Annotated in this window: 20 protein-coding genes; 14 read left to right on the plus strand and 6 right to left on the minus strand. The window is 60.8% G+C overall.

Annotated elements, in window-relative coordinates; all coding sequences use genetic code 11:
• Positions 1-2 precede the first annotated feature (2 nt).
• Together M3N55_RS12525 and M3N55_RS12530 are read left to right on the plus strand one after the other, a co-directional pair.
• Positions 3-650, plus strand: a complete 648-nt coding sequence (locus M3N55_RS12525; RefSeq protein WP_249059605.1) for a 4Fe-4S dicluster domain-containing protein — start codon at positions 3-5, stop codon at positions 648-650.
• Positions 647-1,150, plus strand: a complete 504-nt coding sequence (locus M3N55_RS12530; RefSeq protein WP_249059607.1) for a SixA phosphatase family protein — start codon at positions 647-649, stop codon at positions 1,148-1,150. Before M3N55_RS12525 ends, M3N55_RS12530 begins: the two co-directional genes overlap by 4 nt.
• A 6-nt stretch (positions 1,151-1,156) precedes the next feature.
• Here M3N55_RS12530 and M3N55_RS12535 read toward each other — a convergent pair whose 3' ends face one another.
• Both M3N55_RS12535 and M3N55_RS12540 read right to left on the minus strand, forming a co-directional pair.
• On the minus strand, positions 1,157-1,381 hold the full coding sequence (locus M3N55_RS12535; RefSeq protein ID WP_249059609.1) for a DUF1150 family protein: 225 nt from the start codon (positions 1,379-1,381) through the stop codon (positions 1,157-1,159).
• Positions 1,381-1,809: an Hsp20 family protein gene (locus M3N55_RS12540; protein WP_249059612.1), complete on the minus strand. Its 429-nt coding sequence runs from the start codon at positions 1,807-1,809 to the stop codon at positions 1,381-1,383. Before M3N55_RS12540 ends, M3N55_RS12535 begins: the two co-directional genes overlap by 1 nt.
• Positions 1,810-1,974: 165 nt before the next feature.
• Between M3N55_RS12540 and M3N55_RS12545 the strand changes: the two genes are divergently transcribed.
• From M3N55_RS12545 to M3N55_RS12555, 3 genes are all read left to right on the plus strand, one after another.
• Positions 1,975-2,193, plus strand: coding sequence for a YdcH family protein (locus M3N55_RS12545; protein ID WP_249059613.1), 219 nt, complete (start codon positions 1,975-1,977; stop codon positions 2,191-2,193).
• Positions 2,194-2,254: 61 nt separating this feature from the next.
• Positions 2,255-2,737: a 5-(carboxyamino)imidazole ribonucleotide mutase gene (gene purE / locus M3N55_RS12550; protein WP_249059615.1), complete on the plus strand. Its 483-nt coding sequence runs from the start codon at positions 2,255-2,257 to the stop codon at positions 2,735-2,737.
• Entirely contained in the window at positions 2,730-3,803 is a 1,074-nt protein-coding gene (locus tag M3N55_RS12555; protein WP_249059617.1) for a 5-(carboxyamino)imidazole ribonucleotide synthase, read from the plus strand. Before purE ends, M3N55_RS12555 begins: the two co-directional genes overlap by 8 nt.
• Before the next feature lie 55 nt (positions 3,804-3,858).
• On the opposite strand, the gene parA is transcribed toward M3N55_RS12555, so the two are convergent.
• Both parA and M3N55_RS12565 read right to left on the minus strand, forming a co-directional pair.
• Positions 3,859-4,500 (minus strand): ParA family partition ATPase, encoded by a 642-nt coding sequence (gene parA, locus M3N55_RS12560; protein WP_249059721.1) that lies wholly within the window; start codon positions 4,498-4,500, stop codon positions 3,859-3,861.
• A 61-nt stretch (positions 4,501-4,561) separates the two neighbouring features.
• Entirely contained in the window at positions 4,562-5,014 is a 453-nt protein-coding gene (locus M3N55_RS12565; RefSeq protein WP_249059619.1) for an Lrp/AsnC family transcriptional regulator, read from the minus strand.
• Positions 5,015-5,100: 86 nt separating this feature from the next.
• On the opposite strand from M3N55_RS12565, the gene M3N55_RS12570 reads away from it, so the two are divergent.
• The 4 genes from M3N55_RS12570 (at position 5,101) to M3N55_RS12585 (ending at position 9,261) form a co-directional block, all read left to right on the plus strand.
• Positions 5,101-5,697 carry a LysE family translocator gene (locus M3N55_RS12570; RefSeq protein ID WP_249059620.1) on the plus strand — a complete coding sequence of 199 codons (597 nt, stop codon included), beginning with the start codon at positions 5,101-5,103 and terminating at the stop codon, positions 5,695-5,697.
• Positions 5,698-5,787: 90 nt separating this feature from the next.
• Positions 5,788-6,747 (plus strand): TAXI family TRAP transporter solute-binding subunit, encoded by a 960-nt coding sequence (locus tag M3N55_RS12575; RefSeq protein WP_249059621.1) that lies wholly within the window; start codon positions 5,788-5,790, stop codon positions 6,745-6,747.
• On the plus strand, positions 6,744-7,211 hold the full coding sequence (locus tag M3N55_RS12580) for a DUF1850 domain-containing protein (RefSeq protein ID WP_249059622.1): 468 nt from the start codon (positions 6,744-6,746) through the stop codon (positions 7,209-7,211). The genes M3N55_RS12575 and M3N55_RS12580 overlap by 4 nt, the downstream gene beginning before the upstream one ends.
• A 19-nt stretch (positions 7,212-7,230) precedes the next feature.
• Positions 7,231-9,261 (plus strand): TRAP transporter permease, encoded by a 2,031-nt coding sequence (locus M3N55_RS12585; protein ID WP_249059623.1) that lies wholly within the window; start codon positions 7,231-7,233, stop codon positions 9,259-9,261.
• Here the strand turns inward: M3N55_RS12585 and M3N55_RS12590 are convergent.
• On the minus strand, positions 9,191-9,547 hold the full coding sequence (locus M3N55_RS12590; RefSeq protein WP_249059624.1) for an ArsR/SmtB family transcription factor: 357 nt from the start codon (positions 9,545-9,547) through the stop codon (positions 9,191-9,193). The genes M3N55_RS12585 and M3N55_RS12590 overlap by 71 nt on opposite strands.
• A 213-nt stretch (positions 9,548-9,760) precedes the next feature.
• Between M3N55_RS12590 and M3N55_RS12595 the strand changes: the two genes are divergently transcribed.
• The 5 genes from M3N55_RS12595 to M3N55_RS12615 all read left to right on the plus strand — a co-directional run bounded on the left by M3N55_RS12595 (position 9,761) and on the right by M3N55_RS12615 (position 12,298).
• Positions 9,761-10,099: an AtpZ/AtpI family protein gene (locus tag M3N55_RS12595; protein ID WP_249059625.1), complete on the plus strand. Its 339-nt coding sequence runs from the start codon at positions 9,761-9,763 to the stop codon at positions 10,097-10,099.
• A gap of 40 nt (positions 10,100-10,139) precedes the next feature.
• Entirely contained in the window at positions 10,140-10,847 is a 708-nt protein-coding gene (locus M3N55_RS12600) for a F0F1 ATP synthase subunit A (RefSeq protein ID WP_249059723.1), read from the plus strand.
• Positions 10,848-10,906: 59 nt separating this feature from the next.
• The gene (locus M3N55_RS12605) at positions 10,907-11,143 is read left to right on the plus strand and encodes a F0F1 ATP synthase subunit C (protein ID WP_071470100.1); all 237 of its coding nucleotides are present in this window, start codon (positions 10,907-10,909) and stop codon (positions 11,141-11,143) included.
• A gap of 76 nt (positions 11,144-11,219) precedes the next feature.
• Positions 11,220-11,738, plus strand: a complete 519-nt coding sequence (locus tag M3N55_RS12610) for a F0F1 ATP synthase subunit B' (RefSeq protein ID WP_249059626.1) — start codon at positions 11,220-11,222, stop codon at positions 11,736-11,738.
• Positions 11,738-12,298, plus strand: coding sequence for a F0F1 ATP synthase subunit B family protein (locus M3N55_RS12615; protein WP_249059726.1), 561 nt, complete (start codon positions 11,738-11,740; stop codon positions 12,296-12,298). The genes M3N55_RS12610 and M3N55_RS12615 overlap by 1 nt, the downstream gene beginning before the upstream one ends.
• Positions 12,299-12,346: 48 nt before the next feature.
• On the opposite strand, the gene M3N55_RS12620 is transcribed toward M3N55_RS12615, so the two are convergent.
• Positions 12,347-13,117: a FadR/GntR family transcriptional regulator gene (locus M3N55_RS12620; protein WP_249059627.1), complete on the minus strand. Its 771-nt coding sequence runs from the start codon at positions 13,115-13,117 to the stop codon at positions 12,347-12,349.
• Positions 13,118-13,137 lie beyond the last annotated feature (20 nt).

Consider the following 13,137-nt stretch of genomic DNA (forward strand, 5'->3'; position numbering starts at 1 on the left):
CGGTGCCGGGCCTTGCAAAGATTGCAGAGGCGGCCCGCGCGCAGGCGCTAGATATTGCGGGGCTGGTCGCGCAAGGCTCCGCGCCGATGCCCGAAAGGGTGCGGACGATCCTGCTTCTGGCCCCGGACGAACCCCGCTTCTGGCCGCATTTTATCCAAAGCCCGGAATATCGCGATGGCGCGCCCGACCCGATGGACCGTTGGTCCTTACGGATCGTTGGCGCGCTGGCCAAGGAACTTGGCGCGCAACCGCTCTTTCCGTTCGCAACCCAGCCGCCGCACCCGTTCTACACATGGGCGCTGGCATCGGGCCGGGTATGGTCCTCGCCTGTGCAGTTTCTGGTCGGGGCAAGATCGGGGCTGTGGGCGTCCTATCGCGGGGCGCTTGGCTTTGCAGATGCACTGAACCCATTACCCAAGGTCGCCAAACCCTGCGACAGTTGCGCCCAGCCCTGTGCCACCGCTTGCCCGGTGGGCGCGTTGACCCCGGCGGGATACAACACCGATGCGTGCCACGCGTATCTTGACACCAAGGCGGGCCAAGACTGCATGACCAACGGTTGCGCGGTGCGCCGGGCCTGTCCAGTCTCGACGGCCTTCGGGCGCGACCCGGCCCAATCTGCATTCCACATGAGGCATTTTCACCGATGACATTGCGCCTGATCCTGACCCGCCATGCGAAATCCGACTGGGATAATCCGCTCGACAGCGATCATTCCCGTCCGCTCAGCGCGCGCGGAGTGGATTCCGCGCCGCGCATCGGGCGCTGGCTGTCGGGCAAGGGCTATCTGCCGGGGCAAGCGCTGGTGTCGGATGCCACGCGCACCCGGCAGACATGGGATCTGATCGCGGCTGAATTGCCCGACGCGCCTGTGCCGGAGGTTGACCGCTATCTTTACCTTGCCGGGCCGGACGTGCTGCTTGGCCGCCTGCGCCGGGCGACGGCGCCCTGCGTTATGCTCGTCGCGCATAACCCCGGCACGGGCGAATTCGCGGCGGCTGTGCTGCAAAGCCCCGTGGCCCATGACGCTTTCAACCGCTATCCAACCTGCGCGACATTGGTTGCAGAGTTCGATCTGCCGGATTGGTCGTCGCTGGACTACAAGACGGGCCGCGCGGCAGATTTTATCGTGCCGCGCGACCTGGACTAGTTGGTGTCAATGCACGCTGACCGGCTCGAAATCGTTTTGGCGGGCCATCACAAAGGCCATCGTGCGGTTTGAGACCAGCGCAAGCTGATCGCCTTCCTCGTGGTGGATGGCATACATTTGCGTAACGCCTTCAAGCTGTTCCTGAATATCATCAGGCAGGTCCGCGACCTGCACCGGGCGGACATAGGCAATGGGCCGCGTGCTGGTCAGATTCGGGAATTTGGTATCCATCAGTTCCCCCTTTCCTTGCGTTCGATGCGAATGGTCTGGATGGTGTCCTCGTGCTCGTGTCGTTTCAGGTCTATATGCAGTAACCCATCACTTAGCGCGGCACCTGCCACGTCCACCCCATCCCCCAAGGCAAAGACGCGCTGGAACTGCCGCGCCGCAATGCCCCGGTGCAGGAACACGCGGTCTTCTGCCTCGGTATCGGTCTGCTGACCGCGCACTACAAGCTGGCGTCCTTCAAGTGTGATCGACAGATCATCCTCCCGAAACCCGGCCAACGCGAGCGTTATGCGAAAGCTATGATCGCCCGTGACCTCTATGTTGAAAGGCGGGTAGCCCTCCGCTCCGCTGCGCGCGGTGCGTTCCACCAACCGTTCCAACTGGTCAAACCCCAGCAAAAGCGGGTGCGATGGAAAAGTAAGTTTGCTCATCAGCCATGTCCTTGTGCAAAAGCGACGGTGCTGCGGGCCCCGAACGTGGCGACCCGGTACACAAGATATGGGGCTGGAGGCTTTATTCTGCAAGCGCGGGCATCAAAGGCTTTTGTCACATCGGGTTCCGGGCTAGTCTGGCAAAAAACAACGGTAGTCCCGCATATGAACGCCCCCCATGAACTAAGCCATGAAGAGGTGTTGCGCCTGAAGCTGGAAGTGCTGCGGCGCAAACACCGCGATCTGGACGATGCGATTGACGCCTTGCAAGCGCAAGGACCGAACACGCAACTGACTGCGCAGCGATTCAAGAAAGAAAAGCTTGCCCTGAAAGACCAGATATCGCGCATAGAGGACGAGTTGACGCCCGACATTATCGCCTGAAGGAATTGCGCCCGTGCTTGCGCCTTGTATAAGGCCATAATTCAGCGGGACGGGGGTGTGCATGGCACAGGTCAAGGTCGGGATTATCATGGGCAGCCAGTCTGACTGGCCGACCATGCGCGATGCAGCGAATATTCTGGAAGAACTGGGCGTGGCTTATGAAACGCGCATCGTTTCGGCCCATCGCACGCCGGACCGGCTGTGGGAGTATGGGCGCGATGCGGTGGGACGCGGTTTGCAAGTGATTATCGCGGGCGCCGGTGGCGCGGCGCATCTTCCCGGCATGATGGCCTCTAAAACCCGTGTCCCGGTTATCGGCGTCCCGGTTCAGACGAAAGCGCTGGCGGGTGTCGACAGCTTGTATTCCATCGTTCAGATGCCGCGCGGTTACCCGGTGGCGACCATGGCCATTGGTGGGGCCGCCAATGCGGGCCTGATGGCTGCGGGTATTCTGGCGTTGCAGGACTCGGATTTGGCGAAGCGGCTTGACGCGTGGCGCGCGGCCCTTTCAAAGTCCATCCCGCAGGAGCCGCGTGATGAGTGATGCCCTGCCGCAAGGTGCGACAATCGGTATTCTGGGCGGTGGGCAACTGGGGCGCATGTTGTCCGTAGCGGCTGCCCGGTTGGGGTATCGCTGCCACGTTTACGACCCCGGCACGAACCCGCCTGCGGGTGATGTCTGCGCGCAAGTCACGAGTGCCCCTTGGGAAGATGAGGCCGCGCTGCGGGCCTTCGCAGCCTCCGTCGATGTGATTACGTTCGAATTCGAGAATGTGCCGACCGCCACGCTGGACCTGTTGGAAGCCGCGCGCCCCATCCGCCCGGACCGCCGCGCGCTGGCGGTGTCGCAAGACCGGCTGACAGAGAAACAATTCCTGCGTGATCTGGGCCTGACGACTGCGCCCTTCGCGCCTGTGTCGGACGCCGATACGCTCGAGCAAGCAGTGGCGCAGATCGGCACCCCAGCGATCCTGAAAACCCGCCGCATGGGCTATGACGGCAAGGGACAGGCGCGCATCATGGCTGCCGAGGATGCGCCTGCCGCCTTGGCCGCGATGGCCGGGGCGGACGCAATTCTTGAGGGATTTGTCAATTTTAGCCTTGAAGTGTCCGTTATCGCCGCGCGAGGGCTGGATGGCCGGGTTGCGGCCTATGATCCGGGCGAAAACCTGCACGAAGACGGCATCTTGCGTCAGACTACCGTGCCCGCGCGCTTGACCGGATCGCAGCGTGCTGATGCGGTTCTGCTCGCTGGCCGCATTCTGAACGCGCTTGAATATGTCGGTGTGCTGGGGGTGGAATTGTTCGTGACCCCGCAGGGGCTTGTCGTGAACGAGATCGCCCCGCGCGTGCATAATTCTGGCCATTGGACGCAGAATGGATGCGTGGTTGACCAGTTCGAACAGCATATCCGCGCGATCACCGGCCTGCCCTTGGGGGACGGGGGGCGCCATGCCGATGTGATTATGGAAAACCTGATCGGAAATGACATGGACCGTGTGCCGGAATTGCTGGGCGCGCGCGACGTGGCGCTGCACCTGTATGGCAAGCCCGAACGCCGCGAGGGGCGCAAGATGGGGCATGTCAACCGAATCGTGGCGCAAGGGTAGGGCATTTTGCGCGTGCCAAGGCGATTGCGCTGCCGCGTCACCGGGCGATTGGTGGTCAGCTCTCTTCCAACGCGCCCAGCACCTCTGCCAGAAGCGCCTCTAGCTCTGCACGCAACGCGGGATTCGTAGCCCCCTCAACCCCGCCAAGCCCTTCGCCAAGGCTTGCGGCATAGGCCACGCGATTGGCGATTTGGGTTTCGGCCAGATCGGCTGCCAGCCCCTGTGCGGCCTTGGAAATTTCGGCCCCCAGCTTGGTGCCCGCCCTTGCGCGGTTCAGCACCAGCAGCACCTCGCGCCCTTCGCGGCGCGCAAGGTCCAAGACCCCATCGGTCGCCCAAAGGTCGACATGGCTGGACGCGATGGGCACCAGAACCAGATCGGCCACCCGCAAGGCCGGGCGCAGATCGCTGTCAGCCTTGGGCGGCGTGTCGATGACTACAAAATCGGCCATGTCGCGCAGCTTGCCAACCTCGTAACCCACGCCCCATGCGGAAGACGTGGAAAACTCCATCCCCTCGGCGCGTCCCGCCTCAAACCGGGTCATGAACCACCGGCCCAGCGAGCCTTGCGGGTCCGTGTCCAGAAACGCAACCGAATGTCCCGCGCGTGCCAGCATCACGCCCAGATTGACCGCAAGCGTGGTCTTGCCGGACCCGCCCTTTTGCTGTGCGATGGTGATAACCTTGCCTTTGGCCATGTCACGCCCCTTTTGCTGCGGCGCAGCATAGCGGATATGTGACAGCTTTGCACGCGCAAATTCAGGCGCGCTCATCCTTGGGCGACCCCATAACCACCATCGTCGTCAGCGTGTTCAGATAGGGAAACGCGCCCAGATATTCGGTGTGGAAATGCTTGTAGGCGGGCAGGTCACGGGCTTCGACCCTTAGCAAATATTCAACCGTTCCGGTAATGTTGTGACACTCGCGCACTTGCGGCGCAGCGCGCATCAGGCGTTCGAATTCCGCCTGCGCGGCTTTTGTGTGCTGCGACAGTCCGACGGTCACATAGGCGACAAACCCTGTGCCGGTTTTCGTGGGGTCCACCACCGCACGGTAGCCGGTGATAATGCCGCGCCGTTCCATATCCTGCACCCGGCGCAGGCAGGCCGAGGGCGACAGACCCACCCGGTCGGCCAGTTCCAGATTCGGGATGCGCCCCTCGCGCTGCAAGATTCGCAATATATGTTGGGATTTACTATCTATATCGGTCATCGATTGTGAAAATACGTCAAAACGCAGGAATATTGCAAGCACGCCGCGGCGAAGTCACGTTAAGTTGCGCGAAAAGGGACCACTCCATGACCATCGAGATTTTCGCCGCCCTCGTCACCTTTGCGTTCGTTACCTCTGTCACGCCGGGGCCGAACAACGTGATGCTGCTGGCTTCGGGCGTAAATTTCGGGTTTCGTCGCACGGTTCCGCATATGGCCGGCGTGGCTTTGGGCCATGCGCTGATGGTCTTTCTTGTGGGCATCGGGCTGATGGGCGCGTTCATCGGGTATCCGCCGCTTCAGCTTGCGCTCAAAATCCTGTCCACAGTTTATATGCTGTGGCTGGCGTGGAAGATCGCCACCGCCGTGCCGCCCTCTGGCACAAAGGTAGAGGGGCGACCCTTCACGTTTTTGCAAGCCGCCGCCTTCCAGTGGGTTAACCCGAAAGCCTGGATCATGTCGCTGGCTGCCGTGGCCATTTATGCGCCAGACCAACAGTTCGGGGCGGTGGCTTGGGTCGCGCTGGGGTTCCTGAGCGTCGGCTGGCTGACGACAGTGATCTGGACGGCGCTGGGGGTAAGCGTGCGCCGATTGCTCAGCCGTCCAAGCTGGTTGCGCGCGTTTAACTACACCATGGCGGCGCTGCTCTTGGCCTCGCTTTACCCCGTAGTGTTTCAGGGCTGAAAGGCTTGCGTGGCAAGGGGTGCGCGGCTAGTCTTGTCCCCGGACCCGTCAGGGCCCCACGAAAAACACACATATCCTTGGGAGGATACTATGACATTCAAAGCAACGGCCCTCGTGGCCGCAGCAGCGTTTATGGCGGCCCCGGTCGCGGCGCAGGAACTGTCGATCGCTACCGGCGGCACTGGCGGGGTGTATTTCCCCTATGGCGGCGGCTTGGCAGAGGTGATCTCGAATCACGTTGACGGTGCATCGGCCAGCGCGGAAGTGACGGGTGCTTCGGTTGAAAACGTAGCGCTGATCGCGCGCGGCGACAGCGACATCGCAATTGCTTTGGCGGACACGGTTTATGGCGCCTTCACCGGCACCGGCGCGTTCGAGGGCCGTCAGGTCGGCGAGCTGCGCGCTTTGGCCTCGATCTATCCGAACGCGGTGCAGATCGTCACGCTGGCGGGTAGCGGCATTTCCAGCCTTGATGACCTGCGCGGCAAGCGCGTGTCAGTGGGCGCGCCAGGGTCCGGCACTGAAGTCAGCGCGCAAACGCTGCTGGCTGCCAATGGCATCACATATGATGATTTCGAAGAACAGCGCCTGAACTTCAACGAAACCGCAGATGCGCTGCGCGACGGCGATATCGACGCGGGTTTCTGGAGCGTGGGGCCGCCCACCAGTTCGATCCTGAACCTTGCGACCACGCGTGAAATTTCGATGATCGGGATGACCGAAGCAGAGGTTGCCGCCGCAATTGCGGCAGAGCCGACCTTCGCCCCCTACACCCTGCGCGCGGGCCTGTATGAAGGCATGGCCGAAGGCGTGACGACCATATCGACGCCAAACGTGCTGATCGTGCATGCCGATATGGACGAGGATCTGGCCTATAACATCACCAAAGCGATGTATGAAAACGTGGCCGACCTGATCGCCATTCACCCGGCGGCCAATGACACGACGCTGGAATTCTCTGTCGCGGCCACGCCCATCCCCTTCCACCCCGGCGCGTTGCGCTACCTGGAAGAAGTGGGTGCGGGTGTTCAGGACCGTCAGCGTCCGTGACGAATTGGGGTATGGGGCGGCCTGCTTTGGCCGCCCTTTTCCTTGGCCTGGCTGCGCCTGCGCAAGCCGCAGACCTTTTGCAGGTTGTCACGAAAGACGGCGGCCCTTTGGTGGCCATGCCCTTTGACGGTGGCGAAATTTGCCTGACATGGGCGCATTCTGTCACTGGCGGGGCCGTTGCCGATTGCTTTGCCGCGCAAGACGAACGGTTGATCTTGGTCCGCAGCTACCTGCATGATTACGCGGCGGGGCTTGGAGAGGTCGCAGGCCGTGGTCGCGTTGTTCCCGCCGAGCGCGGTGGCTATTGGATTGTCGGGATAGATGAAATGCTCCCCGTAAACGGGTTGCCGCTGCGCGTTGGCCCTGCGCGCGTTGGGCATAAGCTGACCGGCACGGCGGGGGTGGTCGACCTGTCGGCTCTTGCTGCGAATAGTCTTGTCACCTTGCGGGTTCGTCCCGAATAACCGAAGCGGAACCGTTCAGATGTCGCAAACAAACCCGCATGACGTGATCCCCGAAACCATGCGTTCGGCAGACGCAATTCAGCCGCGCTTTGTGCTTTGGGCGATCACGCTGACCGGGATTGCGCTGTCACTGTTCCAGCTTTACACGGCGGGCATTCAGCCGCTGGGCCTGTTCTACCAACGCCCGGCGCATCTGGCCTTTATCTTGTTTCTGGCATTTCTGCTGTTTCCGCTGACCGGGCAGAACCGCCGCCGCACATGGTGGGCCTGGATCATCGATGGCGCGTTTCTGGCCGCGTCATTCCTCAGCGGGTTCTACATCATCTGGTTTCTGGACGACATTATCGCCCGTGCGGGTTGGTGGTCGCAAGCCGACATCGTGGTGGGTATTATCTGCATTATCGCGGTGCTGGAAGCCAGCCGCCGCGCGGTGGGTTTAGGTCTGACGATTATCGGCCTGATCGCCATTCTATATGCGTTGGCGGGCGCGCGTGGCGCCTTGCCAGGCTTGGGTGAGTGGATGCCGGGGCTTATGTCGCACCGCGGTGCGAGCGTGGACCGGTTGGTCGGGCAGCTATACCTGGGGCAAGAAGGTATCTTCGGCCTGCCGTTGGGCGTGGCCGCAACCTACGTCTTTATGTTTGTCCTGTTCGGCGCGTTTCTGGAGAAAACCGGCGCCGGAAAGTTCTTTATCGACCTTGCCTTTGCCGCGACGGGGCGCAAGCCGGGCGGACCGGCCAAGGCATCGGTTATCGCCAGTGCCGGGATGGGCTCCATTTCCGGGTCGGCGATTGCGAATGTCGTAACCACGGGCGCGTTTACCATCCCGCTGATGAAAAAACTGGGCTACCGCCCCGCCCAAGCCGGCGGGGTAGAGGCCGCAGCATCCACTGGCGGTCAGATCACGCCGCCCTTGATGGGGGCAGGCGCGTTCCTGATTTCCGAATACACCCGAATTCCCTATATCGAAATCGTCCTCGTTTCTATCTTCCCGGCCATCCTTTACCTGGGCACCGTCTACCTTTTCGTGCATATCGTGGCGATGAAACAGGGCATGAAGGGCCTGCCCGCGTCAGAATTGCCTGTCGTGCGGCAGGTGCTTGCGGCGGGCTGGCAATTTATCGTCCCGCTGGTGGTTCTGATCTTTCTGCTGGTGAACAACATTTCGCCCATGCGGGTTGGGTTCTGGGCCATTCTGTCGGTGTTGGCCATGGCGGGCTTGCGCGGGATCTGGGCGCTTTACGCATCCGGCCCGGTGACAGGCGCTCGGGTGAAAGCGTCGGTTCTGCGCGGGGTTGACGTGGTCTTTGGCTCGCTGGAATTGGGCGCGCGCAACGCCGTTGCGGTGTCGATTGCTTGCGCGGTTGCGGGTATTATCGTGGGCGTTGTGGGCCTGACCGGGCTGGGGCTGAAATTCAGCTCCATGATGGTATCGCTGTCGGGCGGCAACATTGTGATTGCACTCATCCTGGTGCTGATCGCATCGCTTATCCTTGGCCTCGGGCTGCCGGTCACAGCCAGTTACATCGTGCTGATCGTGCTGGTTGGCCCGGCGCTGCATAATGAATTCGGCATCCCGCTCTTGATCGCGCATCTGGTGGTGTTCTGGTATTCGCAGGACAGCAACGTCACGCCCCCCGTCGCGCTTGCGGGTTTTGCGGGGGCGGCGATTGCGGGCGCGAAACCCATGGAAACCAGTATGCAGGCGTGGAAATTCGCCAAGGGGCTGTATTTGATCCCGGCCTTCATGGTGTTCAACCCGGAACTGATCTACGGCGGGCCGCTGCCCTATGTGATCTGGACGGGGTTCACCGCCGCGCTTGGGTTGGTGGCTTTCGCCAGCGCGATCGAGGGCTATTTGTTCGGCCCTATGAAAGCGGCGCTGCGTGTGGTGATGCTGCCTGCCATCGTCGCGCTGTTCTGGCCCAGTTTCACGGCGGAACTGGTTGGCGCCGCAATCATCCTTGTCGCGCTGACGCTCAACTGGCTGGGGGCACGTCAGACTCGGACAGCTCTTGCACCAGAAAACGCTCGAACGCATCCAGATTGAGCGCGTCATATTGCCCGAAAGCCTGCATCCAGACCGACGCTTCGCGCAACGCGTCGGGCTCTAGCTTGCACCATTTCACCCGACCGTGCTTTTCTTGGCTTATCAACCCGGCTGCGACCAGAATCCCAAGGTGCTTTGACACGGCGGCAAGGGACATCTCGAACGGTTCGGCAACATCGGTCACGGCCATGTCGTCTTCCAGCAGCATGGCCAGAATGGTCCGCCGCGTTGGATCGGCCAGCGCGGTAAAGACCATGTCGAGCGAGGGAGCATCTGAGGCACTCATGGCCCCTTGTCCCGGTTGCGTGCTGAAAGGTCAACTGTTTGGTTGAATATGCTGCAAGCGCGAAATCTGGCGATTGCGTAACAGCGCGGAATCCGACTTCAAATAAAATAATTTAAAAACAATAGCTTAAACCTATTCGACTGCTGCGTTTGCCAGCTTGACTCTGAGCGCCCCTCTGCATAGCTTGCGCGCAACTTGCATCCGGGAGAGGGCATGACCGACAGCGACGAGCGCGAGCGCCTCAAGGCACTCGAAACACGCATCTCGCAGGTTCGGGCCAAGCATGACCAAAAGCCGGCCGCGCAAGACCATCATTCAATGGCCCAAGTCGGGTGGCGAATGGTGATCGAACTTGTTTCCGGTCTCCTTGTCGGGGCTGGCATCGGATACGGGCTGGATTGGGTGTTCGACACCATGCCGCTCTTTCTGGTGGTATTTACGTTGCTCGGCTTCGCTGCCGGCGTGCAGACCATGATGCGCTCGGCGCGCGAATTGGCTGTGACGACAGATCAATCGACCCCGCCCGGAGCGGGCGACCAGAAGAAGGACTAGACCTGTGGCAGAAGAAAGTGGCGGCCTTGTCATCAAGCCCATGGACCAGTTTCGGGTCGAGTCGCTCTTTGGGGGTGACATCGCCTGGTACACGCCAACAAATGTTACGCTGTGGATGGCGCTGACCGTTCTGGCCGCGACTGCACTTATGGTGTTTGGCGCCCGTGGGCGTGCGTTGGTTCCCAGCCGCGCGCAATCTGCCGCTGAAATGACCTACGGGTTCGTCTACAAGATGGTAGAGGATGTGGCGGGCCATGATGCCGTGCGTTTCTTCCCCTATATCTTCACGCTGTTCCTGTTCGTGTTGTTTGCGAACTTGCTGGGCCTCATCCCGTTTGCCTTTACCACCACGTCGCATATCGCAGTCACGGCGGTCTTGGCCTTTACGGTGTTCTTTGTGGTCACGGCGCTTGGGTTCATTTTGCACGGGACCAAGTTCCTGAAGCTATTCTGGGTTGATAGTGCGCCCTTGGCCCTGCGCCCTGTGCTGGCGCTGATCGAAGTGATCTCTTACTGCGTCCGCCCTGTCAGTCACTCCATTCGTCTTGCAGGCGCCATGATGGCCGGGCACGCTGTGGCGAAGGTTTTCGCAAGCTTTGCAGCCGCGCTGGGCGCGTTCTTCTTTGTCCCCATTCTGGCAGTGACCGCGCTCTATGCGTTGGAACTGCTCGTGGCCGTCATTCAGGCCTATGTTTTCACCATTCTGACCTGCGTCTACCTGAAAGATGCCCTGCATCCTGCGCACTAAGCGCGGCGCCGAGGTCCGGATAATCCATCTTGCCAATTCCAAATCAAGGAGAGACGACTATGGAAGGCGATATCGCAGAAATGGGTAAATACATCGGTGTTGGTCTGACCGCCATTGGTATGGGCGGCGCAGCAATCGGTGTGGGCAACATTGCAGGCAACTTCCTGTCGGGTGCTTTGCGCAACCCGTCGGCCGCTGCCGGCCAGACCGCTATGCTCTTCATCGGCATTGCGTTCGCAGAAGCACTGGGGATCTTCTCGTTCCTCGTCGCTCTGCTGCTGATGTTCGCAGTCTAAGAACGTCCCGACGTATCCTTACGGCTGGCGGGGCGCGGATGCGCCTCGCCGGTGTTTTTCGGGTTAGGGGGATGATATGGCAGAGACTGCTGCTTCGGGGCCAGGTATGCCCCAACTGGATATAACCACTTTCTCTAACCAGATTTTCTGGTTGGTCGTCGCGTTGGTGGTTTTGTATTTCGTTATGTCGCGCGTCGCATTGCCGCGTGTGGCGTCGGTTCTGGCAGACCGTCGCGGTGCGATCACCGCCGACATTGCCGCAGCCGAGGAATACAAGCTAAAAGCGCAGGACGCCGAAGATGCCTTCAAAAAGGCTGAAGCGGATGCCCGTGCGGAAGCGCAACGCATTGTCGAAGCTGCCAAGGCTGAAATGCAAGAGGCGTTGCATGCGCAGATCGCCAAGGCAGACGCGGAAATTGCCGCTAAGTCCGCCGAGTCCGAAAAACGCATTCGCGAGATCACGGCTAACGCGGTCGAAATGGTTGCCGAAGTGTCGAATGACGTGACCAAGGACATTGTTGCGGCCTTTGACATGAAAGCGGATGCGCGCAGCGTGACCGCAGCCGTCAAGGCACAGATGAAGGGGGACGCATGATGTTGCGTATGGCCGTCATTGCCACGCTTCTGGCAAGCCCAGCCTTTGCTGCGGTTGAAGGCAAGCCCTTCTTCTCGCTCTACAACACCGACCTGATCGTTCTGGCAGCCTTCCTCGTCTTCTGCGGTGTGCTGGTTTACGCGAAGGTGCCCGGCAAGGTCAGCGGTTTGCTTGATGCGCGCTCCGAGACGATCAAGGCGGAGCTGGAAGAGGCCCGCCGCCTGCGTGAAGAAGCGCTGGAACTGCACGCGTCATTTGAGCGCCAGCATGCAGCGGTCAAGGAACAAGCCGCACGGATCGTAGAGAAAGCCAAAGCCGACGCCCAGCTTGCCGCCGAACAAACCAAGGCAGAGATCGAAGCGTCTATCGCTCGCCGCTTGAAGGCTGCGGAAGACCAGATCGCCTCTGCCGAGGCGGGTGCCATTCGTCAGGTGCGTGACAAGGCAACCGCAGTCGCGATCGCGGCGGCAGGTAGTGTCATCGCCAAGAACATGGATGATGCACGCAGCGATGCCCTGATTGGCGACGCAATAAAAGCGGTGCACGAACGTCTGCACTGAAAGCGGGACGTTGCAAATGTAAAAACCCGGCTGCAAGGCCGGGTTTTTTTATGTGCTTTCCTTCGTGTGCTCAAACCGAAGGCGCGCAATCGCTTCGTTATGCTCGCTGCGTTTATGGTCGTTCATGATCCGCTCGACAAAATCCAGATGCGCCGTTGCTGCCGCATGGGCCTCTATCGGGTCGCGCGCTTGAATGGCCGCATTGATCGCTTTGTGCTGTGCCAGCAGGTCGCTGCGCGTGGCACGTTGACGAAAGATCATCTGCCGATTGTAGAAAACGCCCTTATGCAGCAAATCGAACATGGCACGCATCATGTGCAACATGATGATATTATGTGACGCTTCGACAATCGACAGGTGAAATTCTGCATCAAGCTGCGCTTCCTCGGATGGGTCGCGTTTCTGATGAGCGGCCTCCATCCGGTGATAGAGCGTGTCGATCACCTTCAGGTCGGTATCAGACCCAAGGCGCGCGGCACGCTCGGCAGACATCCCCTCCATATCGCGGCGAAAACTGATGTAATCGAACAAGGCTTCGTCATGCTCGGCAAACAGCCGCACCAGCGAATCCGAAAAGGCGCTATCCAGAAGTTCTGCAACGAAAACCCCCGCGCCCGCGCGGCTTTCCAGCAGGCCGCGCAGCTGCAATTCGGCCAGCGCATCGCGCAAGCTGGGGCGTGACACACCCAACCGTTCGGCAAGATCACGTTCTGCGGGCAACCGCTCACCCGGCCGCAAGACACCGCGCAGCAGCAACAGTTCTATCTGGCGCACAACGGATTGGGACAGCTTTTCAGGCTGAATGCGTTGAAACGGCATTGGTCCTCCTCACCCCATCT

The sequence above is a fragment of the Roseinatronobacter domitianus genome (assembly GCF_023336755.1).
In the GTDB taxonomy this organism is placed as follows: Bacteria; Pseudomonadota; Alphaproteobacteria; order Rhodobacterales; family Rhodobacteraceae; genus Roseinatronobacter; species Roseinatronobacter domitianus.